The organism is Agriterribacter humi, from assembly GCF_009192765.1.
GTDB lineage: Bacteria > Bacteroidota > Bacteroidia > Chitinophagales > Chitinophagaceae > Agriterribacter > Agriterribacter humi.
The window spans coordinates 61,714-87,639 of record NZ_VOHQ01000016.1; the positions used below are offsets into that span (position 1 = coordinate 61,714).

A 25,926-nucleotide genomic window follows, 5' to 3' on the forward strand; every position below is an offset into this window, starting at 1 on the left:
TCGTTCAGAGCAGGCAAAAAGCAGCCGCCGCAGGGTGGCTGTTTTTGTATCTTTATACTGTACCAGCTTCTCTTCTCATCAATTCAAAAACATTTCATCTACCAGCAATAATTTCCTTCGGTCGCCATCTACATGCGGCTTGGCCACAATTTTAAGACAGGATACCGTTTGTGGTTTAAATTTAGCTTCCACAGTCGTGAGGGATGGCTTATCGCCTTTGGCAGGAAGCGGCGGTTTCATTTTAACCAACAGCTTCATCTGTTTCTCATTTTCTCCGCCCCATACTTCTACCAGTGCCGGCGGCAAAATACCGGTGGCCTCCTCAATCATATAGTGCAATCCAACAGAAGATAAGGTAACCGGCTGCTTAAACTCCGATACCAGAGCCATATCATTATTTCGAACACCCGCAAAGTTATTGGCCCATGCAGGGTTATTGGCGCCTATAGCACCCAATGTAGTATTGAAAAAGGTATGCGCTCCCTCGCCCTGGTGTACACTGTTTAAAGGATAAAGCAAGCGCACACTATCCGGCTTAAAGCTGCTCTTAAAAAAATCAAACGACGCTACATCACTGGCATACCATCCTTTTTTATATCCTTTGGCCTTGATAAGCGCGTTTTCCTTAATAACCATTTTATTGTCAAATACAGGCGATGTAATGCTATCGGGTTCACTGCCATCGGTGGTATACCGAATCTCCACTCCTTTTACAGGATGGAACAACTGCAATGCCAGCGGCTGATCAAAAATAACAGAACTGTTCTTTACCTGCGGGGGATTAAGCTTTAATGGATTGCTTCCATCGTCTACAAATCCTTCTATAAAATGAATATGCTTATTTGCCGCCTGCAGTTGTTCCGCTTCAGCCGGCGTTATCCCGGTATTCCATATTGATACGGTTTTAAGATTTTTAAATGCAGCTATCTGGGTCTTAAGCTCATTGTAATTCACTTTAGTACCCGATAATGTTAGCCTGTTCAGGTGTTTAAGCGGCGCCAGCTCCTTTAATCCATTTGCGGTAATGTCGGTAAAGTTCAAATCGAGCTTACGAAGGTTTTCAAACTGGCCCACAATTTTCAAATCCTCGTCCGTTACCGGCATTTTATTCAAATTCAGCGATACGATCTGGTTTTTGATTTCCGTTAATTCTTCCAGTTGTTTTTTCGTGTAGTCGGCCCTGTTATAAATATTTACTTCCAGTGCAGGAGATTCTTTAGCCAGTGGGGTAATGCTTCGGTAATCTGTATTTAATTTCGCAATCGTCTTTTCATCGGCGGCAGAAAAATCATATTTTTCTTCAGGCGTTTCCACAGGTTTCAATACGGTAGCGGCCATTAAACGTAAAGAATCACCGGGAGGCAAATCAATTACTTTTTGCGTAAAAGGTGTTTCATTCCTTATCCATAAAGCAAGCAATACAATTTCATCTTCAGTGAGCTGGACCTTCCCTTTTGGCGGCATATGCTTTTTCTCTTCCAATGGAAGGTGAACCCGTTCCAGCAGTAAACTGATACCGGGATTCCCCGGCACAAACAATTTACCTGTTTTTCCTCCTTTAACGATGGATGCGGAATCAGCCAGTATTAATTCGCCTTTCAATTTATCAGGATTATGACAACTCATGCATTTTTTTTCAAAAATGGGACGGATAACATGATCAAAAACAATAGCCTTGTCAATGGGTACCGGGGGAGCTTCATAGTATACGGCCAATGGTTGCAGGATGAAATCTTCCCCATGTGTTAAGTTGGCGCCGAAATGACCCGCAAGAATAAGCGAAACCACAACCACAGCGCCCGCTGCTTTTGTCAGCATTCCTTTATACCATGATTTATTGGCTGCCCAGTATATAATGGAAGCCAGGAAGAAAATAGCCACCCCTGTCCATTTATGCCATTGCAAAGTATCGCCCGAATAGCCCTCTTCCTTTGAAAGGAACAATCCCATTACTACAGTAACCGCTGAGAGTAAAGCACCAGACAAAAGAATATTTTGTGAAAATGTATGAAAAAAATTGTTGGCTTGCGGGCGTGAAGCGGATCCGTACCATTGCAAAGCAATTGCCAGCAATAGCAGCACAATGGGAAAATGAAGCAGCAGCGGGTGCATGCGGCCAACAGGCTGCAGCCAGGCCGGTATTTCCAGTTTGTTTTCAAATAACAGCAGGAATACGATGAATATATTGAAGACGATTAATAACTGTTCCGCAAAAAATCTTACTCTTTTATTCATTGAAAAATCGGGCGGTTAAAATTGAATGAAAAACTGTTGCCAGGTTAGCCGGTTGGCGGAAACTTTTTTACATATGGTGCATGCTGTAACACGCATCACGGTATTGGCTCCTTAACTGAGCAACCCTATTGCTTAACTGATGATATCCTTAACTACTACACCTGAAACATCTGTTAACCTGTATCTGCGTCCGAGATGTTTAAAGATCAGCTTTTCGTGGTTCAGTCCCAACTGGTGTAAAACCGTAGCCTGGAAATCATGCACATGCACCGGGTTCTTTATAATATTGTATCCCAGTTCATCGGTTTCGCCATATACCATACCGGGTTTAATGCCGCCGCCTGCCATCCATATGGTAAAGCAGCGCGGATGATGGTCGCGCCCGTAATTGTCGGCCGTAAGCCTCCCCTGCGTATAGCTGGTACGACCAAATTCTCCTCCCCATATAACAAGTGTTTCGTCTAACAGTCCCCGTTGTTTGAGATCTGTAACCAATGCTGCTGAAGCCTGGTCTACATCCATAGCCTGCTTGGCTATTTCAAAAGGAAGATTACCATGCTGATCCCATCCCTGGTGGTATAATTGTACGAAGCGCACGCCGTTCTCGGATAGCTTACGCGCCAGCAAACAATTGGCAGCATAGGTTCCGGGTACCAGGCAATCCGGACCGTATAACTTAACAATATCATCGGGTTCTTTCGACAGATCCATTACCTCGGGTATGGCGGTTTGCATACGATAGGCCATTTCATATTGCTGCACTTTGGTCGTTATTTCCGGATCGCCAAATGCCGCATACGACATTTGATTCAGCTCTGATAGATTGTCGAGCATTTCCCGGCGATCCCGCGTGTTCATGCCTTCCGGATCGCGCAGGTACAGCACCGGGTTTTCTCCTTTACTGAACTGCACGCCCTGGTGAACAGAATCTAAAAACCCGTTGGACCAGAGTTTGGAATATACTCCCTGCCCGTTACCTACACCACGCGAAAGCAATACCGTAAAGCTGGGCAGGTTTTTATTTTCATTTCCCAATCCGTAGCTCAGCCATGAGCCCATGCTCGGGCGGTTACCCTGCTGCGAACCTGTTTGTAAAAAGGTAAGCGCAGGATCATGATTGATCGCTTCCGTATACATGGAACGTACTATGCAAAGATCATCTACAATTTTAGCGGTATAAGGCATCAGGTCGCTTACCCACGCTCTTGATTCTCCATATTGCTTGAAGTCAACAAATGATCCCACCAAAGGAAAAGAAGCCTGGTTGGCCGTCATGCCCGTAAGCCTTTGCGTTCCCCGTACCGAAGGAGGAATTTCCTGTCCCATCATTTCTCTGAGCTTAGGCTTATAGTCGAACAGTTCCTGCTGCGACGGAGCGCCGTTCTGAAAAAGGTAGATCACCCTTTTGGCTTTGGGTGCAAAATGCGGTATACCCGGAGGCAGGCCCGCCTCTTCTGCGCCGGCACTTTTAAACAGATCCGGCATCAGCAAAGAACCCAATGCCACGCTTCCCACACCCAGGCTCATAGCCGATAAAAACCGTCTCCTGTTCCATGTGAGCCCGTGCTCAATAATTTCTTTGTTCATAAATCATTTATTAAAATGTATATCAGTTAGTGGTAAGTAGTAAGTAGTCAGTGACTTACTATTCAAGACACTTATCTCTCACCTCTCACTACTCACTACTCACCACTTACCATTACGATTTCATTATTGTTTCTTCAAGATTATAAATAGTTGATATAACGCGCATCATTGCCGCCAGCGCTTTTTTATCTACCTGTTCGCTAACGGGGTGTTCACCTATTGACAGCATTTTTTCAGCGGACTGATCTTCTATTGTTTTTAACTGCTTGTTGTAATAATTGGTTAATACTTCCAGTTCTTTTTCGTCCGGCTTCCTGCAAACGATCAACCGGAATGCCGTGTTGATTTTTTCCTTTGCGTCTGTTTTCTCCTGTAACAACTTCGCCGACAATACCCGTGAGGCCTCCAGTACGGTTGGGTCATTCATCATCACCAATGCCTGTAGCGGTGTATTGGTCTTTAATCTTTTTACCTCACACATATCCCTGTTGCTGGCGTCAAAAATGGCCATCGTAGGTGGTGGAACGGTGCGTTTAATTAAAGTATACATGCCCCTGCGGTACAATGCTGCTCCATGATCCTGGTTATATACCGATAAAAGCCCGCGTCCCGAAGTGGCGCCTTCCCATAAGCCGGCCGGCTGATAAGGTTTTACACTGGGACCCCCGATTGTTTTATTCAGCAAACCGCTGCTGGCCAACACCAGGTCCCTGATAAATTCTGCAGGTATGCGATACCGTGACCCACGTGCAAGCAATATATTTTCGGGGTCGGCTGCCAGCTTTTCTTTGCTGATTACGGCCGATTGGCGGTAGGTTGCCGATGTAACCATTTGTTTAACCAGGCGTTTGATGTCCCAGTTGTGCTCCATAAAATCTGCCGCCAGCCAGTCTAACAATGCCGGGTGCGATGGCAGTTCTCCCTGCATGCCAAAATCGCCTGAAGTTTTAACAATGCCCCTGCCGAAAAACTCCTGCCATAAAATATTTACATATACTCTTGCAGTAAGCGGATTTTTTTTATCGAATAACCATTTGGCCAATCCCAGCCTGTTCTTAGGATATTCGGGGTTAAATGGCAAAATCGCTGCGGGCGTTCCCGGCTCTACTATCTCACCTGGCGCATCGTATACACCGCGTTGCAATATATGTGTTGGACGAATGGTATCGAGGTCGCCCATAACCGATACAATCAGCCTGTTGGTATCGGGTTTATTTACAAAATCCAAAACCGTTTTTGCATCTTCATTGCTGATCTCCATCAATGGTTTCTTTGCATAAGTTTCGGGGCCGCCGATCACGGATTCAATGCCCACTTCTTTTACATTATTAAAGAAAGCAAACATCTGGTAATATTCTTTCTGCGAAAAAGGATCGTATTTATGATCGTGGCAATGCGCACATTCTAAGGTAACGCCTAATAATCCTTTTCCGAAAAGATCATTGCGGTCTGTTACATACATGATCCTGTATTCTTCAGGAATTACGCCGCCTTCTTCTGTAATTTTATGATTGCGGTTAAACCCGGTTGCCAGTAATTGTTCCTTGGTTGAATTGGGCAGCAGGTCGCCTGCCAATTGCCAGGTTACAAAATCGTTGTAATGCATGTTCTCATTAAAAGCATGAATCACCCAATCGCGCCAGGGCCACTGTGTACGGTACCCGTCATCCTGGTAGCCATGCGAATCGGCATACCGTGCCAGGTCGAGCCAGTGCAGCGACATTTTTTCGCCATAAGCCGGATCCTTTAATAAACGGTCTACCATTTTTTCATAGGCATCCACACTTTTGTCGGCAGCAAATGAATCCATCATTTCCATCGTGGGGGGCAAACCGGTGATGTCAAGACAAATTCTTTTTAATAATCTTTCTTTATCGGCTTCTTCATTGGGAGTCATCCCCTTTTGTTCTATCTTCTGCAGAATGAAATGATCTATCTCGTTTCTTGGCCATTCTTTCTGTTCTACTTTTGGAAGTGCAGATTTTACAGGCGCTACAAAAGCCCAGTGCTTTTCATATTTCGCACCCTGTTTGATCCATTTTCCAATAAGGTCAATTTCGTACTGAGATAATTTTAAATTGGAAGATGGCGGAGGCATCATCAGTGCCGTATCATGGGTACTGATGCGAAGGAAGGCCTGCGATAATTCAGGTTTCCCTGCAACCAAAGCATGCGCTTTTGGATTTTCTTTTAAGGCCTTAAAAGCGCTTTCGGGATCATCCATCCGCAAACCCGCTTCGCGCTTGTTTGCATCTGGTCCATGACATGCAGAACATTTATCGGAAAGGATAGGACGGATATCAAAATTGTAGCTCACTACATCGGGCAATTTTTCGGCTGTACCAGCACCGGTTGCACCATTATCGCAGGATTGGAACGAGCCTGCAATTCCTCCTATGAGGCATACTAGGTAAAATATATTTTTGTAGATCGTCATATGGCAAAGTCAAATACGCTTTATGTTTTTTAATAAGGTATTGAAACGTTAAAGCTGTTATTTATTCGAATATATCTCTAATCCTGATTTTTCTATCCTGTTCCATGCTGCTCATGTATCAATAAGTGCAAAATGCATTGTGCAATGCAAAGCCAGATCGCCTGCTGAAACAATTCCTGCCGGATTCAAATGTACAAACAAAGATACAAAAGACTACAAAGCAATGAGGTCCTTTAACAAATGAAAAATAATATGCTGCATGGTTTAAAAAGGCAGGCTAAACACACAGCGCCAGTGATATCTTCTATATATTTTTATATTCATACAATTCATACAGAAAGGATGCAATGAAAAATAGGAAAAAAGATGTGTTTAAATTACCGGGAATGCATTTTACTGTGGCGGTAAAGATAATTCGAACATCAGCACCAATCCCCCTTCTGTCTGTGCCATCCAGGTAATTTGTAATGCATCCTGTTTCATTTATGGTTGTTTTTAAACAAATTTGTAATTTACCGCCCCGTTGGCAGCACATGAAATGTGCTTCAGCAAATTAAATTCCGGCGGGTTAATAATATTTCCGGTTAAACTTTTTTATTCACTCCTTTAAAATGTAAAAATGAAACTGATCAACAGCTTTTTTTTATTCCTGTTGTGCATGTTTGCTGTTATATCGTGTAATAACAGCAGTAACACAAGCAATGCCGACACCACTGCCACAGAAACTGCTGATAGCGCCAGTAGCGGCAGTGTTGACGGCTTTAAACTGGGCGTGCAAATGTGGACATTCAGAATGTTTTCCCTCACAGATGCCCTAAACAAGGTTGACAGTGCAGGTATTAAAAACATTGAAGCTTTTTTCGGGCAGCCTTTAGGCGGATATCTAAAGGGTAATTTCGGCCCCGAAATGTCTGCCGATACCCGTGCTAAACTTAAAGCGCTGCTGCAATCGAAGGGCATCAGCATTGTAGCCATGGGCGTAATTTCGCCGAACGATAAAGCAGAATGGATCAAAGCTTTTGACCTGGCAAAGGAATTTGGCTTAAGTTATATTACAGCCGAGCCAAAGAAAGATCAGTGGGATGTGGTTGACAGCCTGGCTGGTGCGTATGGCATAAAAGTGGCCATACACGATCATCCAAAACCCAGTGGTTACTGGTCTCCCGATTCCGTACTTGCAGCTATTCAGGGGCATAGCAATATCGGGGCCTGTGCCGATATTGGCCATTGGGCACGCAGCGGTTTGGATCCTGTTGACTGTTTGAAAAAATTAGACGGACATCTTATTGGCGCACATTTAAAAGATATTGTAAAATTTGATGACACCAAAGCAGCCGATACCGTAGTAAGTAAAGGCATAATAGATTTTCCTGCTGTTTTTACAGAGTTTAAAAGACAAAACTTCAACGGAACTTTTTCTATAGAACACGAATCCAACTGGTATCACAATTTACCAGACGTGATAGCTACAAAAAAATATTTCGATGATGAAGTGGCCAAGCTGAAATAATTAATGTTTTTACCCACAGCATTTATATGAATGATCCGGCCGGTATTATAAATCCGACCGGATTGTTTTTTTATTAAGCTTTCAGCTAAATTATACTAATGATGAGTTGATCTCTTCTTTCACCTTTCACTATTTCCCTCTCCCTCTCTCACCTCTCCCCAAAAGCCTGTAAAACCGGCTGCTGGCGGTATCGGCAATGGATCCATTGGGTGTTTTATAAATAAAATAAGCAGCAAGATCGTTTCTTTGTTCTGCGAATGCCAACGCTTTTTGCAGCCCCATCGCCATCAGTACATTATCATAAGCATCAGCAGTAATAGCATCATGGGCGTAAACGGTAACGCTTACCAGGTCATTCTGCGTTGGATAACCTGTTTGGGGATCAATAATGTGACTGAACTTTTTTCCATTGTTTTCATGAAACTTACGGTAACTCCCGGAAGTGGTAACAGCGCCTTCATCAACCGTAATGATCTTTTGTATAACCGGCGATTCAAACACATAATCTCCCGGCGCCTCAATGCCGATTTTCATTTTTTCATTACCGGGCTTTTTTCTGCCTTTAATCCTGAGCTCGCCACCAATCTCAACTATATAGTCCGTGATGCTGTTTTGTTCTAAAAAGTCTGCTATTACATCTACGCTATACCCCTGGGCTATTCCGTCTACATCAATCGTAATACAAGGTTTTGTTTTGATGAGGCGATGCCCTTCTATTTTTATTTTGTCTGTTCCAATACATTGAAGCAATGACCGAACTTTTGCGGAATCGGGATATTTTTTTACATGCTTCGCACTAAACCCCCAGGCGGCAACAAGGGGTTGTATGGTGACATCAAAAACACCACCGGATTGTTTCCATGCTTCTATTGACTTTTTAACCACAGCAGCAAGATGATCGTCAACGGTAATGCCATTTTTTGATGCATTGAACCTGCTGATCAGCGAAAAGGGTTTGTATATGGAAAGAGAGCTGTCGATCTGGAATAAAATACTGTCTACTTGTTTTTTCTTCACGATACTATCCTGAGCATAGTAGGTAATATGCCAGGTGGTGCCTTGTGCAAATCCTGATAATTGAATCTTTTGAATTTCCTGCGTTGAGTCAGTCAAACGGAAAAAAAGAATGAGTTGTAAAAAGTGAAATACATTCCAGCACATGCTCAAATATAATCCATAGATCGTTCAGGAAGCGTTAATAATTGATTCAATAGTGGTGAATAGTCAGTAGTGAGTAGGTGACTAAGCATAGCTACCGGCCACTGACCTCTCATAACTCACAATTGACTATTGACTACTTACCACTTACCACTCCCTTCTCATTTTCTCCTGAAGCTGTCGCCAATAAATTCCAGAGCATCTGTAATGCCCGTGCGCCAGTAAGTCCAGTTATGTGCGCCATCGCGTACCCGGTATTCGTGGGCTACCAATTTGGAGCGAAGTGCAATATGCAATAAGGAGTTGCCTTTGCTTAAAAAATCATCATCACCGCAATCTATCCAGTAACGTACTTTATTCAACTCGGCACCTGATTTTTTTTCTACTATGGCAAGAATGGAATTGTCTGCTACAGCTTTATTAAGCCTTGCTTTTCCTTTTAACCCTCTTCCAAACAGCGGACCAAGCATGCGGTCCCACTGGGCATCCGGCATATTCACAATTTCATCATCACTGAAAACTGCAGCGCTTAAAGGTGCGGCAGCGGCAAAAAGCTCAGGATGTTTTAAAGCATAGATCAATGTGCCGTAACCTCCCATAGAAAGCCCTGCAACAGCACGGTAGCTTTTTTCACTCTTTATTCGGTATGTTTTTTCTATAGCAGGAATAAATTCGGTAATAAAAAAGTCTTCATACTTTTCTTTGCCATCGTACGAATTGATATACCAGCTCGAATCCGCATCCGGCATTATAATGATCATGGGCGGTATGGTACCCTCGGCAATGGCTTTTTCAGCATAGCGGTTTACTTCACCAAACTGCAGCCAGCCGGTATTGTTATCGGTATATCCATGCAGCAAATAAACAACCGGGTAACTTCTTTCGGAATGATCATAGTCGGCCGGCAAATAAACGCTGTAATTTACAGACCTGCCCAAAACAGCACTGGAAACGGTGGCCTGCTCAATTACTTTCCCGGAATTTTGAGCGTATAATACAGGTGCAGCACATAGAGCCAGAAACAATAAAAGGTAATGCTTCATATTGGTTTACATTTCAAACCTGCATGCCGCAGGTAGGTTTAAAATTTGAGATTTGAAATACTTCCTATTCCGCCGGCGTAAAAGTATAGCTCAATACCCTTTCTTCATAATTGGCCAATGTATACACTACGAGGATGCCATTTTTGCGGGTAAACGTGTAGCGAAACCGCTCATTATTGCGTTCTTTTTTATTGGCCTTTCTGAACCACCGCTCCAGGTCGAAGCGGGTAGTATTGTATATCTGTATTTTTCTTAAGCTGCCGGTGTTTATTTTTTTATTTTGATAATCCGTATTGCCTTCAACGGGTTCAAATATCGCAGGGCGGTATAAAAAGCTGCTTACAGTGTGGCTGCTGTCGAAGGTCACATTTAAAGTATCGCCCAAATAGCCATATACATACCGTTCGCCCCTGTCGCTGATATTCTTTTTAATGGGCTCTCCAAAAAGTTTAATCGTTTCCCCCGGGGTAGTTATACCTTTTTCTAATTTACGAACATTTTCTTCGGCTATAGGGTGATATATAGCAAAGGGTGTATTGGCAGGATTATATCGTGTACTGCAGCCCGTTAGTAGCCCGCATATCACGCAAACTGCAAGTAAATGTGTATTCATAAGAAAGACTTTTAATCCATGCAAATTAACTGAAACTTATACATTCCTTTAATTCTTTTTCAGTATAAGCCAGTCCATATTGTTTCAGTACATCATCGGGTACGCCATTCCACTGGTTGGGCTGATTGCCAACGTATCCGATATCTTCAATACCTATTTTAGAAGTATAAAAACCGGTACAGGTAAGGTTACGCATAAGCGTAAAAAAAGAAACGCCCTGCGACATTTCCGGTTTCGCTTTTTTAGGCCAGGCGATATCTTCCACCACCTGTATGCGTTGCACCTCTTCGCTATCTTTAAATGTTTTTTGGAAACGCTGGTAACATTGCCTGTCTAACCAGCGTAAACCGCCACGCATAGGCACCTGGTGGTCGGGCATATCTTTTACAATAAATTCAATAAAGTCGGGCACACCGGCATCGGTTGCACTGCCGCTCACTTCATCCTTTGGAATGATAATATCCGCCAGTATGGCAATGGTTGCCATTTCGTGTTCGGTGAAAAATTTACCGGATACCACATTGTTATAATGTGCTATTTCCTCGGGCTGCCTGTCGGGGCCTGCAGCGGGCGTACTGCCTGAACCTGCCGCCACCGTGGTGTCTGCCTTTTTTTTATCCGGCAGTTTACAGGCATCAAATAAAACCGTGGAAGACAGGGAGCCCAAACCGATTATTTTTAGTGATTTTCTTCTGTCCATATCTAAAATGTTTAAAAATAATAATTTAAGAAATATTACCGGAAAATGAGATCAGAGATTCTGCTTTTTCAGTTCATCAATAATATATTCCGATGCACGCATGGACAATGCGAGTATGGTCCATGTTATATTTTTATCGGCCTGCGATGTAAAGGCCGCGCCATCCACAACAAACAGGTTTTTACAATCATGCGCCTGGTTCCACTTATTGAGCGCCGAGGTTTTGGGATCGCTGCCCATTCTTGCCGTGCCGCCTTCATGAATGATCTTACCTGGCGATTCGAGTCCGTATTTATTTTCAGGGCCGTCATTTCCGCCCCAGGTAATTACAGCGCCCATATTGTGCATGATCTCTTTAAAAGTTTCCTTCATGTGTTTAGCCTGCTTTACCTCATAATCACTCCATTTTACATTGAACCGCAATACAGGAATACCATATTTATCTACTACAGTCGGATCTATTTCACAATAGTTATCGCGTCTTGCTACTGCTTCCCCGCGACCAGCCATGCCTACACCGGCTCCATAAAAAAACCGCTGATCTTCTTTTAAGGAAGCGCCATAACCACCGGCTTCTTTTTTCTTTCCGTTTACATCATAACTACCGTTCTGACTTTCAATACCAAATCCAAAACCATAGGAAGGCATTCCCATGCCGCCCCAGTACTCAACATGATAACCACGCGGAAAATCTAATTTTTTATTATCGCCCCACCACGGCGAATATACATGCATACCTCCAACGCCATCTTCGTTGTACCGTTTTCTGCCAAAGAGCTTTGGAAGATAACCACCCAAAGCCGCACCGGTAGAATCATGTAAATACCTGCCCACCACATCGCTTGAGTTGGCCAATCCGTTGGGATGACGTGCAGATTTGGAATTGAGCATCAGCCGTGATGTTTCGCAGGCGCTGGCAGCCAGTATTACTACTTTGCCATTTACCTGGTATTCGTTCATATCCTCCTTGTTTACATAGGATATACCTGTTGCTAACCCTTTATCATCCGTTATTACTTCCCGTGCCATGGCATTGGCAATCACATCCACATTTCCTGTGGCAAGCGCCGGGTTTACCAGCACGGAGCCCGAAGAGAAATCCGCATAATACTGGCAGGATCTTCCGCATTGCCCGCAATACACGCAAACACCCCTTTCGTTATTAACGGTTTTGGTAAGCATTGAAAGCCGGCCCGGTATTACCGGCACACCCGACCTGGTAGCTGCGTCTTTTATAAAAAGTTCGTGTAGCCTGGGTTTGGGAGGCGGCAGAAAAAAACCATCCGGGTCATTCTCCAATCCTTCATTGGTGCCAAATACCCCAATTAATTTATCTACCCTGTCGTAAAAGGGTTTAATATCTTCATAACCTATAGGCCAATCTTCGCCCAACCCGTCAATGCTTCTTCTTTTAAAATCTTTGGGGCCAAAACGCAGGGAGATACGCCCCCAATGGTTGGTTCTTCCACCCATCATACGCGCTCTGAACCAGTCCCATTCCGTTCCGGATACTTTGGTATAAGGTTCTCCGTCAATGTCCCATCCACCGTAGCAGGCATCAAAATCACCAAAAGGGCGGTATTTTGTGCTGGAACCGCGCCGCGGCGACTCGTAGGGCCATTTAAACTGTGTAATATTTTTTTTAGGGTCAAAAAGGGCGCCGGCTTCAAGCAGGCAAACTTTAACGCCTGCATTGGCCAGCATATAAGCAGCCATTCCCCCGCCTGCCCCGGAGCCTACAATAACCACATCATAATTTTTGGGGTTTGTCTTAATTTGAAAATCTCCCATACAATAATCTGAATTAAAAAAGTTCTTTAATAGTGAATCCTAAATGTAGCATTTTATCTAAAATGAAAGTCGCTTTTTTGTTTCTGTATAATTTATAATTACTGATATTTTGGTGAGATGAAGGCCAGACAACTTAATTTTATTCTAATACAAATTGAAATATGTCAATAATCATTGGTGCAGATATAGGAACGTCAAATATAAAGGTTATTGCCTGCAAAAATAATAATGAGACATTACTATCTGAAATATACCCCTGTACCACTATTCAAACTTCTTCCGAAAAAGTGGAACAGGATCCTGAACTGGTATTACAATCTGTAAACAGTGTACTGAAAAAAATAATATTATCATTGAAGGGAGAAGCAATTGCCGGCATTTGTTTCAGCGCCGCCATGCACAGCATTATAGCCATTGATGAAAATAACAAGCCATTAACCCATGCCATTTTATGGGGTGATACCAGGAGCAGCCGGCAGGCAAACCGTTTAAAGGAAACGGGAATAGCTGAAAAACTATACCGGCAAACCGGTGTGCCTGTGCACCCGGCATTACCGCTATGTAAAATAATGTGGATGAAAGAAAATTTGCCTGAAATATTTAACCGGGCGCATAAATTCATTTCCCTGAAAGAATTCATTTTTTTCAACTGGTTTGGGAAATACATCATTGATCATTCTATTGCCGGCGCCACAGGCATGCAGGATATACAACATTTGCAGTGGAGTGAAACGGCATTGCAGATTGCCGGTATAAAAGCAGAACAACTTTCACAAATTGTGCCCGTTACACATACCGAAAGCGAATTGAACCCATCTTATAAAAAATATTTTGGTATAGAAAATACACCTTTTGTTATTGGATCAAGCGATGGTTGCCTGGCCAATACAGGCAGCGGTGTTTTTGATGCAGATGAAGCCGCACTAACCATCGGCACCAGCGGGGCAGTACGTACAACCATTTCAAGCCCTGCACTCAATAAGGAACCCACCTTGTTTTGTTACCCGTTGTTAAAAGATGTTTTTATAAAGGGAGGGGCGGTAAATAATGGTGGCTATGTATTGCAGTGGTTCGCTGAAAGTTTTATGGACCGCAGATTGCAGTCGGGAAGCGATTATGCGTTACTGGTAGAAGAGGCGCAGTCTGTAGATGCCGGCGCGGAGGGATTGATCTTTTTACCTTACCTGCAGGGCGAACGGGCGCCCATATGGGATGCCGCAGCAAGAGGTGTTTTTTTTGGCATGAACAATTTACATCGCCAGCCTCATTTTATACGTGCGGTATTAGAAGGAGTGAATTTTGCATTGTATGATGTTTTTTGTGAACTCACCAAACACCATGATCCCATTAAAACCATATATGCCAGCGGTGGATTTGTGCAATCGGACTTTTGGGTTCAAATGGTGGCCGATATATTCAATAAACAATTGGTGGTTAACGACCAGGCAGATGCTTCCGCTATTGGCGCCGCTATGCTGGGATCCTATGCAACGGGTCTGTCGAAAAATTTCAGCGCCCTGCCTTCATCCTCTAAAACCGGTAAAACATTTTATCCCGACATTGAAAAACATAAAAGATATATGCGCCGGTTCGCTATTTTCCGCTCACTGTATCTGGCGCTGGAAAAAGAGTTTCCCAAATTGGCAAACCTGTGAGGCTTGCAGCCCCGCCATACCGCCCGGCAAGCCTCACAGGTTCGCCGCCCTGCAAATCTCACAGGTATGCGCCCGGCAAGCCTCACAGGTTTGCCGCAATTTTTTTCACTTTATCAATGGCATATTCAATTTCTTCCTGCGTGGTAAATCTTCCCAATCCAAAACGAATGGAACTTTTAGCCAGGTCATCCGTTACACCCATCGCTTTCAGTACATGCGAGGGTTCGGGATTGGCGGAAGTGCAGGCGGAGCCGGAGGATACAGCTATCGTGCGGCTGATCTCCCTTAGCAGCCTGTCGCCCGGTATTCCTGCAAAAGACAAATTGGTTACATTGGGAAGGCGGTGCGCTGTATTTCCATTTATCTTAATTACATTCAACTGCGTTAGATTTTTTTCAAGCTGATCCCTTAATGCGGTGATGCGTTTGGATTCTTCATCCACTTTTTGCACGCATAACGAACAGCATTTGCCTAATGCAACTATGCCGGGCACATTCAGTGTTCCGCTACGCATGCCTTTTTCATGTCCGCCGCCATCTATCTGCGCTGCCAGCCGGACCCGAGGATTCTTTCTGCGCACATATAGAGCGCCTGCACCTTTGGGTCCGTATATTTTATGTGCAGACAAGCAGAGCATATCAATATTATCCGCCTGCACATCAACAGGTATTTTCCCTACAGCCTGCGTGGCATCTGTAAAAAAAAGAATACCATGCGCTTTAGCGAGCGCGCCTATTGCTTTAACCGGATGCAACACGCCCGTTTCATTGTTGGCCATCATAATGCTAATGAGGATCGTGTTGGGCCGTATGGCAGCCTCCAATGCCTCCGGATCAATTATCCCGTCACTGTTCACCCGCAGGTAAGTCAGCTCCGCGCCTGATTTTTCCAGATGTCTGCAGGTATCCAATACGGCTTTGTGTTCGGTAACGCAGGTTATGATATGATTGCCTTTCGTGGAATACATTTCATATGCCCCTTTCATGGCTAAGTTGATGGCTTCGGTAGCGCCGGAGGTAAAAACAATTTCAGCAGGTTCCGCATGTATTAATTGCGCCACCTGTTCACGTGCCTGGGTTACCGCTTCTTCGGCTACCCACCCAAAGCTATGGTTGCGGCTGGCAGCATTGCCAAAATGCTCCGTAAAATAAGGGAGCATGGTTTGCAGTACTTCCGGGTCAACCGGTGTAGTAGCGTTGTTGTCTAAATATATGGGCAGCTTCAACATATTTCTTTGCAGATGGCCAAAATTACTTGAAATAAAAAAGATATGTGGAAAATGTGGAAATGCCTGCCCGACTAAATAGGCGGGTGAGAGATGTAGAAATGTGGAATTTGAAATGTGAAAGTTTAAATAATGAGTTATTTTAATTCCTGTAATGCTCTTGTAAAAGTTGGAATTCCTGTGTCCATGTGTCCAAATGACGGGAATACTTCAGTAATCAATTTTATGTTTTTATACTTTTCATCATTCATATACTTTACAAACGAATTAAAATATTCAGGAATGGTTGCGTCTTCTTCTAATTCATTTTCGCCAATAGTTAAAATCAAAGTTTGAGGATTTGTATTGCCCGGCGTAGTATTTTGCAAAGCTTTAATAAGGTATTGATCACCGTAATACAATGACGGGCTTGCAGAAACGTACTGCTTAAATGGGTTATTCCTGCCTGATAATCCCTGTTGCATAGCAAATAAAGTAAAATACCCTCCTAATGAATGTCCCATCAAAATTCGATTAGCGGTATCGGTGCGATAGGTTTTATCAATAAACGGTATGAGCTCCGTTTTTATAAAAGCCAGGAACTGATCAGCACCACCACTGGTCGGGAAACTGTCCTGGCGCGCTGCCTGCGGAAATGTGTAATCCCTGTTCCGCAATGAGTCCATCAGAAAAGCATTCTTATAGCCAATGCCTACTAAGATCACATCTTTTTTTGTTTTCTTATTTCATCAGCAACTGCATCAAAATAAGCGTTACCATCCAGCAGGTAAACAACACTAAAATTTCTTTTCCGTTTTGAATCATAGTTGTCAGGTAGCTTTATGAAAATTGAGAAGCTGTCTTTTACAGATTCAATATCCGCGCCAGAAGAAGGGAATGACACTGAATTTCACAGCGCTGATAATCAACCGTTCAGAAGCATTATTAGCAATCATAAACAACTGCAGCAAAAATGGATGCTTCCTTCGTCAGCATGACAGGCAATAGTATGCGGCTGAACTGCAGCACAAAAGCCAAACTATATCCAACAGTCTGTCATGCTAAGGAACGAAGCATCTGTATAGAACTTGTTTCTTGCCATTTGGTTCTTAGTGCTTCGTATTCCCTTCAGGTTTTGTACTCACCGGTATAGTAGAAGTATCCTTTGGGGGATTGCGGCCGATAAACGGGTATTGTTCCAGCGTCATGACCTGTCCGCTTATAGGGCCGCACTCATCGGCTAACCAGTATACAGCAGCAGCGGCTATTTCTGCCGGCCAAATAATGCGGCCTGCCGGCGCATACACGCCGGGCAGATCTTTATACCAGTCGTCTGCCAGTCCGTGCTCACGTTTACGGATAGCCTCATTTTCGGTAAGTACCCACCCGGGATTGATCTGATTCACTCTTACCCCATCTTCCCTGAAAAGCGTATCGCCCAAATTTTGGGTAAGCGTCATCAATGCACCCTTGGAGATACTGTAAGCCATTAAATTGGGTTCACCGCTAAAAGCATTCACTGATCCTATGTTGAGCACACAGCCCTTTTGTTTGCGCAGGTGAGGTAATGCAGCTTTTATCAATGCAAAAGGCGCAATGGTATTTACTTCTAATATCGTTCTCAAAAAATCAAGATCAGTAGTATGTAAATTGGAAGATGCAACAATAGCTGCATTATTTACCACGGCATCCAACTGTCCATACGTATCAACAGCTATATCTACCAGCCGTTGCGGAGCGCCTTCCTTACTGATATCTTCGATAAGCAAAACAGCTTTATCTTTTCCAAGTTCTTCCACCACCGACTCACCCCAGTCTTTTTCCAACCCATGAATAACCACACGGGCGCCCTCCGCCACACAGCGTTGCGCAATGGCTTTTCCAATACCCGTGCAACTGCCGGTAATGATGATGACTTTGTTTTGTAAACGCATTGGAAGAATGGTTTATGGTTTGTCGTTTATGGTCTATGGTTCTTTACACTCCAGGCTTCAAAACCAATAGCTAAGAGGAAGAAGAGTTATGGTTTGTTGTTTAAAGTTTATGGTTCTTTCCCCCATGCTTCAAAACTAATGCTAACAAGAAGAATAGTTTATGGCTTAGTAGTGTTTAACTATAAATGATAAACCACAAACTACAAACTGGCTACACTGGTTTCAGCACACTCTTCACCACCTCTCCCCTGTGCATTTTTCCGAATGCTTCATGCCATTCGGTTACGGGCCATACGCCGCCGATAATGGGTTTTACATCCAGTTGACCGCTTGCCAGTAAAGCGATCACTCTTTCCCATATTGGCCAGTTATGACTAAAGCTGCCCTGCAGGGTTACGTTTTTCTGTACCAATTGGTCAAGAGAAAAGCCCAATGGTTGTGGTCCCCAGCCTACTTTAGCAATATGCCCTTTAGGCCGCACCAACTGCATGGCCATTTTTAAAGTAATACTGGCGCCCGCGGCATCAATTATACAATCTGCACCCAAACCATCCCGTTGGGTTGCCCATGCCGTGGCATCGCCTATAATGGTTTCGCATCCATATTGCTTTGCAATATCTAAGCGGTGTTTATCGGCTTCCAAACCTACAATAGCCACTTCTGCACCACAAAGCCTTGCCATTGCCGCACAAAGAATGCCAATGGTTCCGGGGCCCAAAACAATTACCCTGTCGCCGGGCTTCAGTCTGCTGTTTTCTACCACTGCATTAAATGCCACGCAACAAGGCTCTGTTAAACAGGCCTGCTCAAATGCCAACTGGGCGGGCACGCGGTGCAGGCATCGGGCCGGAACACGTACGTATTTTGTCATAGCGCCATTTACGCCATAACCAAAACCTTTGCGTGAAGGATCTAAATTATACAAACCGCTTTTGGTCATGGGGCTATTGGGGTCTATTACCGCTGCGGTTTCACTCACCACGCGGTCGCCTTCTTTCCAGCCTGTTACGCGACTGCCCAGCGCAATAATATGCCCGCCAAATTCGTGTCCTAAAACCACGGGGTAATTCACGTGCCAGCTATGATCCGCTGTCCACTGGTGCAGATCACTGCCGCAAACCCCCACGTTAGCTACTTCTAATAATACATCTTCCTCGCCGATCTCCGGCTGCGCTATTTCACGGATCTCAACCGATCCTTTTTCGGGTGCATAATTAACTACCGCTGCTGATTTCATATAATGATTTGGTATTTATAATTTTAGATTTGATATTTCAAACCGGGCAATGTTGTTAATAGGTTTCAGGTGTGAGGTACCGGGTTTCCAGGTTAAGCTTATGGGCTATCAGATTGCAACCTGCAGATTCTACAAACAATAAACCACAAACCATAAACTACAAATTACTTGCCCACATCCCCATACGCATGTATTTTTTCGCAGATCAGCCGCAGCGAACTTTCCAGGTCGCCGTCTGCGGTTTTAAAGGCATCGGCATCAATGGTAAGCGGTGCGCCCAGCACCACTAACGGTGCTCCATACTCGGGGCAACGGATGGCTTGCTCCAAACTCAGTCCGCCTACCGCCTGCACGGGTATAGTAACCGCATTCACTACTTCGCGCAACTGATCCAGCGGACTGGGCATGCGCTTACCCCGCGCCGCTATGCCCCGCCTTTCATCGTAACCTATATGATGGATAACATAATCACAACCCAGGTCTTCCAGCCATTTACCGGCCGCAACCATATCCGGGCATCCCAGGTTGTCGCCCATTACTTTTGCACCAAAATCCTTCCCGGCTTTTACCACGCATTTAATGGTTTCTTCATGCGCTCTTGCCATTACCACCACATGCGTAGCGCCTGCCTTTGCCATCATTTCGGCTTCCAGATAACCACCATCCATGGTTTTTAAATCGGCTACAATGGGAATGCCCGGGAAAGCTTCCCGTAATTTTTTTACACCATGCAAGCCTTCTGCAAGGATCAATGGCGTTCCCGCTTCCAGCCAGTCTACGCCGGCACGCATGGCCAACGCGGCTGTTTCAAGGGCTTCGTCAATATTCGTGAGGTCTAAAGATATCTGAACAATGGGTTTCATACTACAATATTTAAACAAATCTTTTTATCGCTTTTCGCCAAATATAAGCTATTCGTAAAGAGTTTATTTTAATGCGTATATACTCAACTTCCCGTATTGTTTTTGGAAAAACCGGTTGATTATGCCACTGCTTTTTCTGTTCGGAACATGCGATAAGCCAGTATGGTACTGCCCAGCATGAGTATAGCGCCTAAAAGAAAAGGAGCTCCCGGAAAATAAACAGGTGCATCCTGTTTGGTAAAGTAAGCAAACAGGTTGGTCATAACAGGTGGACCAATAATAGTAGTGGCGCTCATAAGGCTGGTTAAAGCGCCCTGCAATTCACCCTGCTCATTAGAGGGCACATGATTGGAAATTACGGCCTGCAATGCCGGGCCGCAAATACCGCCAAGGCAATAAGGAACTAAGAAAGTAAACATCATCCAGCCCTGCGATGCAAAGGCAAACAATATTAAGCCCAAAGTATAAAACGCCAGTCCCACATAAATGCTTTTTTCGTTGCCCAGCTTAGGATTAACAATGCGGATCAATCCGCCCTGTACCAGTCCTACCAGCAAGCCTACCACGCCGAGCGAAATGCCCACCATTTTTTCATCCCATTTAAATTTTTCCATATTAAAAAAGGCCCAGGTGCTTTGCACCGAATGGCCGGCGATATAAATCAGCATAAGTGAAACGATCAGTCCGCCCAGCGCAGGGTACTTTCGCAAATGCATTAGTGAACCCATGGGATTGGCCCGCTTCCAGCTAAAGCTGCGGCGGTTTTCTTTACTCAGCGATTCAGGCAAAACAAAATAACCATACAACCAGTTCATAAGCGATAAAATAGCGGCTGCAATAAAAGGAACGCGGGGTCCCATACTACCCAGCAAGCCACCGATTACCGGGCCAATAATAAAACCCAATCCAAAGGCGGCGCCGATCATTCCAAAATTCTTGGCCCTGTCTGCCGGCGCACTAATATCAGCTATATAGGCCGATGCCGTTGTAAAGCTGGCGCCTGTTATGCCTGCAATTATTCTACCCACAAACAGCCAGCCGATAGTAGGCGCCAGGGCCAGCAGTATGTAATCAATTCCAAAACCAAAAAGAGAGAACAACAATACCGGACGCCTACCATATTTATCGCTGAGATTACCCAATACGGGCGCACATATAAATTGCATTATGGCAAAAGCAAACGTGAGCCAGCCGCCCCAGCGCGATGCGGCGCTCAGGTCGCCATGAATCAATTCTTCAATGAGCTTAGGCATTACCGGTATGATGATACCAAAACCTATAACATCAAGAAGCAATGTGATGAATATAAACCCTAATGCTGCTTTTTTTGACAGAGGCATAAATTAATTAATGTGGAGATATGAAAATGTGGAAATGTGAAAATTAAAGAAAATTAGAGAATGAAAAGATTTTAGCACCTGCACCCTGAAACCTGAAACATGAACCCTGCAACTTGCAACCATCTCTCACCAATCTCCCAACTCCTGTACACCATGTGCGTATTTTGCTTCATGATCAAGCAGCCATTTCTTGCGCCACAGATCGCCGCCGTAACCCACCAGGCTGCCATTTGAACCAATTACACGATGACAGGGCACTACAATACACAACTGATTTTTTCCATTGGTGGTTCCCACCGCACGAATGGCTTTTACATTGCCTGTTCGCTTGGATAATTCTAAATAAGAAATGGTTCTTCCAAATGGTATATCCAGCAACGCACTCCATATCTTTTGCTGAAACGCGGTTCCATCCTGATCAAAAGGAAAATCAAATTCGCGCCGCTTCCCTTCAAAATATTCATCCAATTGGGTGGTACATGCTTTCACAGTTTCACTGTTTGCATTGCCCCTCATTTCATCCTCATCAAGCTTAGGACCTTTCCACGCGTTTACAAACAGTATAGCATGAATGGCTTCACCGGAACTTTTAATTTCCAGTACACCAACAGGAGAAGTATAATATGTTACGGACAATCCGGTTGCTATCATTTGATTAATGCTTTCAACACAAGCCGGCAAATTTAAGGCAATTCCTATCCTATCTTACTACCGTTGATAACTTTTTGCTGCGGCTGCAGCAGTACCACATCACTGGTATCGGTATATACGCCCAATACGAGGCATTCGCTGAAAAAATTGGCGATCTGTTTAATCGGGAAATTTACAACAGCGATAACCTGTTTACCAATCAGTTCATCCGTAGTATACAGCGTGGTGATCTGTGCAGATGATCTTTTTAAACCCAATGCACCAAAATCAATGGTAAGCTGGTACGATGGTTTTTGGGCTTTGGGAAATGGAGTAACGTCTATTACCGTTCCCACCCTCATATCAATTTTTTCAAAATCATTCCATGAAATATCCATAGCATAAAAAATTGCCCGCAAAGCTAAAAAGAGTAATTGATATACCTTTTCCCTATATGGTTATTTGTTACAGGATAAGTGCCTTCGGGGTGAAAAACAAAGAGCAATTTTGGGCTGTGAACTAATGTGCAAAGCCCAACAGCGGTTCCGGCTATACACTGTACCCCGATGCGGGGTGACGTTTCTATCCGGCAGCCTTTCGGCTATAGAACAACAAAGGAACTAACGATTATACAAACGCTGGAAGCGCATTAAAAAAATGGAGTAACATTTTAGCCTGACCAACATTATTGCATTCTGAAATTTGGTATATTCATACTCACAAAATCATAAAAATATGACAGCAAAATCTGCTACCGACTTGGTAAAAGAAGCCAAACAGCAAATTGAAAATCTTACACCCGTGCAGGTTAAGGAGGAACTATCAAAAGGGAATGCTACGCTAATAGATATCCGGGAAAGCGAAGAGCTAAAAGAAAACGGTAAAATACCAGGTTCGGTGCATGCGCCCAGGGGTATGCTTGAATTTTACGCCGATGCTTCACTCCCCTACCACAGGCCTGAATTTGATAAAAATGAAAAGATTATCCTGCATTGTGCTTCGGGTGGACGTTCGGCGCTGGCTGCAGCCACTTTAAAACAAATGGGCTATGAAAATGTAGCGCACCTGGATGGCGGAATTAAAGCCTGGAAGGAAGCAGGAATGGATACAACAGTATAACATTTTCCATACCCATATTATTGAGCGCCTTGCTTTACAGAAGCATTTGCAAATGCATTGTTCCTATAAACGCTGCATCCCAAATACTACACCGCTCCTTCATCATCATTTTTTGCATAAGCCTTCTCCTCATCATTTGCCATCCAGCGCGTGAGTTTATATTTGGGCAGCATAGCATTGGCCCTTTGCTTTACCCATTTGGAAATGATCTCAAACACAAAAAATCCTATCAGTATGGAGATCATCCATTCAAGAAAATGAAATGTTTGCTTGTCTACTACTGTTTTACGGGCGGTAAGTCCCCATATATTTTTTATGCTCCGGGTGGTAAAAAAATCGGATACCAGCCTTGTAGAAGCCATGCCAATGACAAAGCCCAGAAAGTTACCGGCAAAATGGCTGTAGATGTACCTTATGAATTTTTTGGAGAGATTACTTTTCACGAATAAAAGGTTTGAGTTGTTGTAACGGCAATGCGTGATGCAAATTGTGCAGAATGCAAATACCGCGGTATGGTTTTAGTAACGGTAAAACCTACCCGCTGTGACGAATACAGATGGCTCGTTGTTAAGTGTTTCATGGTGACACAAACCATGGCGGGAATACGTAAAGCTGGAGCCTATTACCACGCCTGTCATTCCGAAGGAGGAATCTATCTTCGCATTAATCATTTTACTACGGTTATCATTCACAACCCAGATACTTCGTTCCCGCCGCGGCGGCAAACCCAGTATGACAGGCAGTGGATGTTTGTTCAGCTTCACTACCAAGGCTCATCCACATTGCCATTGCCTGTCATTCCAACGAAGCTTAGCTATTGGCAGGCAGGGAGGAATCTACCTTCGCTCCGGTCATTGTATTACGGTTATCATTCACAATTCTGATGCTTTACTCCTCAGCCCGATGATCAGCGTGTCATTTGTTCACCTGTGCTGCTAATGCCCAGCTTTATTACTATTGCCTGTCATTCCGATGCAGCTTAGCTACCGGCCGGGCAGAGAGGAATCCATCTTCGCTCCGATCATCTTACTACGGTTATCATTCACAATTCTGATGCTTTACTCCTCAGCCCTGATCAGCGTGTCATTTGTACACCTGTGCTGCTAATGCCCAGCTTTATTACTATTGCCTGTCATTCCGATGCAGCTTAGCTACCGGCCGGGCAGAGAGGAATCCATCTTCGCTCTAATCATTGCAGATCTCCGTTCTTTAGCATGGCCCCGTGTTTACCTGTGGAGACGAACCACGGCGGAACTACAGCCTGTAATTCCAACGAAGGGGGAATCCATTTTCGCTGTCACGATCAAGTCTTCGCAGCCGGGCATTGAGAGAAGAGTGAGACCCATTGAATGTTAAGCATGGGTCTCATAGCTACCCACAGCGGCTACTAATGAAGCCCCCAGCGCGACCATTTTACTAACGGTTAATTATAGTGGCTGATCCTGCTTTGCTTTTCATCAGGTGAGGGTGATGGCTACATTGCCTTTTTTGTGTCCCTGGTCTGCATACCTGTGGGCCTCAACCATCTTTTCTAATGGATAGCTTCTGTCTATTACGGGTTTAAAATTTCCTTTTTCAACGAGGCCTTTCAGGAAAATGACATCGTCGGCTTTTTGACTGATTGGCCCTGACAACACCCTCTTTTTGGTTGTCATTGAAACCCATACACCCCGTAGCATCTGTGATAGCCCTGAAGCCCCCAGGATCAGTGTTCCCTCATTCTTTAAGGATTTGCTACTATTGGAAAACGAAAGCTTGTTTACGGTTTCAAAAATCACATCGTATGTTTCTCCGTTCGCCGTAAAGTCTTCTTTGGTATAATCAATTACCTTGTCTGCTCCTATAGATTTTACCATTTCCACATTTGAGGTACTGCATACCCCCGTTACTACTGCACCAAAATATTTTGCGAGCTGAACAGCAGCCGTTCCCACTGCACCCGATGCTCCGTAGATCAGCACTTTTTGTCCATCCCTGATATTGGCTTTTTTGAGGAAGTGCAGGGCAGTAGTTCCTCCAAATGGAATGGTAGCCGCTTCTTCATGAGTGATATTACCCGGCTTTATTGATATTGTCCCATCTTCCGGAAGGCATTTGTATGCTGCATAAGCGCCAAAACGCATACCGGTTGAACCAAACACATGATCTCCTGTTTTAAACCGGGTTACGTTTTTTCCCAATGCTTCTATTTCACCGGAAAAAACGCCGCCCAAAACGGGGTTCTTTGGTTTTGTAAAGCCAAAGAATAATCTTACCGCCCAGGGGTCCGCTCTCCGCAAACGCAAATCACCCGAATTTACGGCTGTGGCCAAAATGCGTATCAAAATTTCATTATCCCCTGGAACTGGTTTTTCTACCGTTTTGAGTTGTAGTACTTCAGGTGGTCCGTATTGTATGTTAACAATTGCTTTCATTTTTGTTCGTATTAAAATAAATCAGGGTGGTTATCTGTGCGCCATGCTTTTATTTGTTTGTTTTCAGCTTTTTTATTTGATCTCCAGTTGCAATCCCGGGATTCCTCTTTTCTGCATTTGGGCTTTCACAAAAACATCAATGCCATCTTCCTGTACATAAATGGTATTATTAAAAATTAAATTGAATACCATTATGCAGACCTTTTTTAAATACGCAACCATAATTTAGCGGTGTTGATTATTTTGAATGAGCATTTTAAGAGAAGACTGCCACCTTTCAGAAGATACTTTACAGAACAATAGATGGGGCGCGCATTAAAGATACAGGATTCCCATGCCACCCGGTTTATTATTCGGCCGATACGGAATAATAATTAAAACAGGGGAAATTATCCGGTATACAATTTTCGAACGTAAAGAAGCGAGCGATTTTATTGGTTGAATGTTTATTCTCTA

Annotated in this window: 22 protein-coding genes; 3 read left to right on the forward strand and 19 right to left on the reverse strand. The window is 44.0% G+C overall.

Annotation, left to right across the window (positions count from 1 at the left end; all coding sequences use genetic code 11):
• Window positions 1–78 precede the first annotated feature (78 nt).
• The 3 genes from FRX45_RS20575 to FRX45_RS20585 all read right to left on the reverse strand — a co-directional run bounded on the left by FRX45_RS20575 (window position 79) and on the right by FRX45_RS20585 (window position 6,259).
• Window positions 79–2,235, reverse strand: coding sequence for a c-type cytochrome domain-containing protein (locus FRX45_RS20575; protein WP_152270367.1), 2,157 nt, complete (start codon window positions 2,233–2,235; stop codon window positions 79–81).
• Between the two features lie 132 nt (window positions 2,236–2,367).
• Window positions 2,368–3,822: a DUF1501 domain-containing protein gene (locus FRX45_RS20580; RefSeq protein ID WP_152270368.1), complete on the reverse strand. Its 1,455-nt coding sequence runs from the start codon at window positions 3,820–3,822 to the stop codon at window positions 2,368–2,370.
• A 112-nt stretch (window positions 3,823–3,934) separates the two neighbouring features.
• Window positions 3,935–6,259 carry a PSD1 and planctomycete cytochrome C domain-containing protein gene (locus FRX45_RS20585; protein ID WP_152270369.1) on the reverse strand — a complete coding sequence of 775 codons (2,325 nt, stop codon included), beginning with the start codon at window positions 6,257–6,259 and terminating at the stop codon, window positions 3,935–3,937.
• 619 nt (window positions 6,260–6,878) lie between these two features.
• Between FRX45_RS20585 and FRX45_RS20590 the strand changes: the two genes are divergently transcribed.
• Window positions 6,879–7,769: a sugar phosphate isomerase/epimerase family protein gene (locus FRX45_RS20590; RefSeq protein WP_152270370.1), complete on the forward strand. Its 891-nt coding sequence runs from the start codon at window positions 6,879–6,881 to the stop codon at window positions 7,767–7,769.
• Between the two features lie 129 nt (window positions 7,770–7,898).
• Here FRX45_RS20590 and FRX45_RS20595 read toward each other — a convergent pair whose 3' ends face one another.
• The 5 genes from FRX45_RS20595 to FRX45_RS20615 form a co-directional block, all read right to left on the reverse strand.
• Window positions 7,899–8,882: an FAD:protein FMN transferase gene (locus tag FRX45_RS20595; RefSeq protein ID WP_226805492.1), complete on the reverse strand. Its 984-nt coding sequence runs from the start codon at window positions 8,880–8,882 to the stop codon at window positions 7,899–7,901.
• A 206-nt stretch (window positions 8,883–9,088) separates the two neighbouring features.
• The gene (locus FRX45_RS20600; RefSeq protein ID WP_152270372.1) at window positions 9,089–9,970 is read right to left on the reverse strand and encodes an alpha/beta hydrolase; all 882 of its coding nucleotides are present in this window, start codon (window positions 9,968–9,970) and stop codon (window positions 9,089–9,091) included.
• Between the two features lie 64 nt (window positions 9,971–10,034).
• Window positions 10,035–10,583, reverse strand: coding sequence for a hypothetical protein (locus FRX45_RS20605; RefSeq protein WP_152270373.1), 549 nt, complete (start codon window positions 10,581–10,583; stop codon window positions 10,035–10,037).
• 25 nt (window positions 10,584–10,608) lie between these two features.
• Entirely contained in the window at window positions 10,609–11,283 is a 675-nt protein-coding gene (locus tag FRX45_RS20610) for a gluconate 2-dehydrogenase subunit 3 family protein (RefSeq protein WP_152270374.1), read from the reverse strand.
• A gap of 51 nt (window positions 11,284–11,334) precedes the next feature.
• Complete coding sequence (locus tag FRX45_RS20615; protein WP_152270375.1) at window positions 11,335–13,074, reverse strand: GMC oxidoreductase; 1,740 nt, start codon at window positions 13,072–13,074, stop codon at window positions 11,335–11,337.
• Between the two features lie 161 nt (window positions 13,075–13,235).
• On the opposite strand from FRX45_RS20615, the gene FRX45_RS20620 reads away from it, so the two are divergent.
• The gene (locus FRX45_RS20620) at window positions 13,236–14,729 is read left to right on the forward strand and encodes a gluconokinase (RefSeq protein ID WP_152270376.1); all 1,494 of its coding nucleotides are present in this window, start codon (window positions 13,236–13,238) and stop codon (window positions 14,727–14,729) included.
• A gap of 82 nt (window positions 14,730–14,811) precedes the next feature.
• Here the strand turns inward: FRX45_RS20620 and FRX45_RS20625 are convergent, their stop codons facing one another.
• The 9 genes from FRX45_RS20625 to FRX45_RS20660 all read right to left on the reverse strand — a co-directional run bounded on the left by FRX45_RS20625 (window position 14,812) and on the right by FRX45_RS20660 (window position 22,335).
• Window positions 14,812–15,957, reverse strand: coding sequence for an IscS subfamily cysteine desulfurase (locus FRX45_RS20625; RefSeq protein ID WP_193311794.1), 1,146 nt, complete (start codon window positions 15,955–15,957; stop codon window positions 14,812–14,814).
• Between the two features lie 134 nt (window positions 15,958–16,091).
• Complete coding sequence (locus FRX45_RS20630) at window positions 16,092–16,658, reverse strand: alpha/beta hydrolase (RefSeq protein WP_152270377.1); 567 nt, start codon at window positions 16,656–16,658, stop codon at window positions 16,092–16,094.
• Window positions 16,655–16,837: an alpha/beta hydrolase-fold protein gene (locus tag FRX45_RS23910; protein WP_394350044.1), complete on the reverse strand. Its 183-nt coding sequence runs from the start codon at window positions 16,835–16,837 to the stop codon at window positions 16,655–16,657. The genes FRX45_RS20630 and FRX45_RS23910 overlap by 4 nt, the downstream gene beginning before the upstream one ends.
• Window positions 16,838–17,042: 205 nt before the next feature.
• A complete protein-coding gene (locus FRX45_RS20635) occupies window positions 17,043–17,867 on the reverse strand; it encodes an SDR family NAD(P)-dependent oxidoreductase (protein WP_152270378.1) in 825 nt (274 codons plus the stop codon).
• A gap of 211 nt (window positions 17,868–18,078) precedes the next feature.
• Complete coding sequence (locus FRX45_RS20640) at window positions 18,079–19,104, reverse strand: zinc-binding dehydrogenase (protein WP_152270379.1); 1,026 nt, start codon at window positions 19,102–19,104, stop codon at window positions 18,079–18,081.
• 164 nt (window positions 19,105–19,268) lie between these two features.
• Window positions 19,269–19,967, reverse strand: a complete 699-nt coding sequence (locus FRX45_RS20645; RefSeq protein ID WP_152270380.1) for an orotidine 5'-phosphate decarboxylase / HUMPS family protein — start codon at window positions 19,965–19,967, stop codon at window positions 19,269–19,271.
• A 119-nt stretch (window positions 19,968–20,086) separates the two neighbouring features.
• A complete protein-coding gene (locus FRX45_RS20650) occupies window positions 20,087–21,307 on the reverse strand; it encodes a TCR/Tet family MFS transporter (RefSeq protein ID WP_152270381.1) in 1,221 nt (406 codons plus the stop codon).
• A gap of 126 nt (window positions 21,308–21,433) precedes the next feature.
• Window positions 21,434–21,958 carry a methylated-DNA--[protein]-cysteine S-methyltransferase gene (locus tag FRX45_RS20655; protein ID WP_152270382.1) on the reverse strand — a complete coding sequence of 175 codons (525 nt, stop codon included), beginning with the start codon at window positions 21,956–21,958 and terminating at the stop codon, window positions 21,434–21,436.
• Window positions 21,959–22,002: 44 nt separating this feature from the next.
• Window positions 22,003–22,335: a tRNA-binding protein gene (locus FRX45_RS20660; protein ID WP_152270383.1), complete on the reverse strand. Its 333-nt coding sequence runs from the start codon at window positions 22,333–22,335 to the stop codon at window positions 22,003–22,005.
• Between the two features lie 337 nt (window positions 22,336–22,672).
• On the opposite strand from FRX45_RS20660, the gene FRX45_RS20665 reads away from it, so the two are divergent.
• Window positions 22,673–23,056: a rhodanese-like domain-containing protein gene (locus FRX45_RS20665; protein ID WP_152270384.1), complete on the forward strand. Its 384-nt coding sequence runs from the start codon at window positions 22,673–22,675 to the stop codon at window positions 23,054–23,056.
• A gap of 86 nt (window positions 23,057–23,142) precedes the next feature.
• Here the strand turns inward: FRX45_RS20665 and FRX45_RS20670 are convergent, their stop codons facing one another.
• Window positions 23,143–23,499 carry a hypothetical protein gene (locus tag FRX45_RS20670; RefSeq protein WP_152270385.1) on the reverse strand — a complete coding sequence of 119 codons (357 nt, stop codon included), beginning with the start codon at window positions 23,497–23,499 and terminating at the stop codon, window positions 23,143–23,145.
• Window positions 23,500–24,513: 1,014 nt separating this feature from the next.
• On the reverse strand, window positions 24,514–25,470 hold the full coding sequence (locus tag FRX45_RS20675) for an NAD(P)-dependent alcohol dehydrogenase (protein ID WP_152270386.1): 957 nt from the start codon (window positions 25,468–25,470) through the stop codon (window positions 24,514–24,516).
• Window positions 25,471–25,926 lie beyond the last annotated feature (456 nt).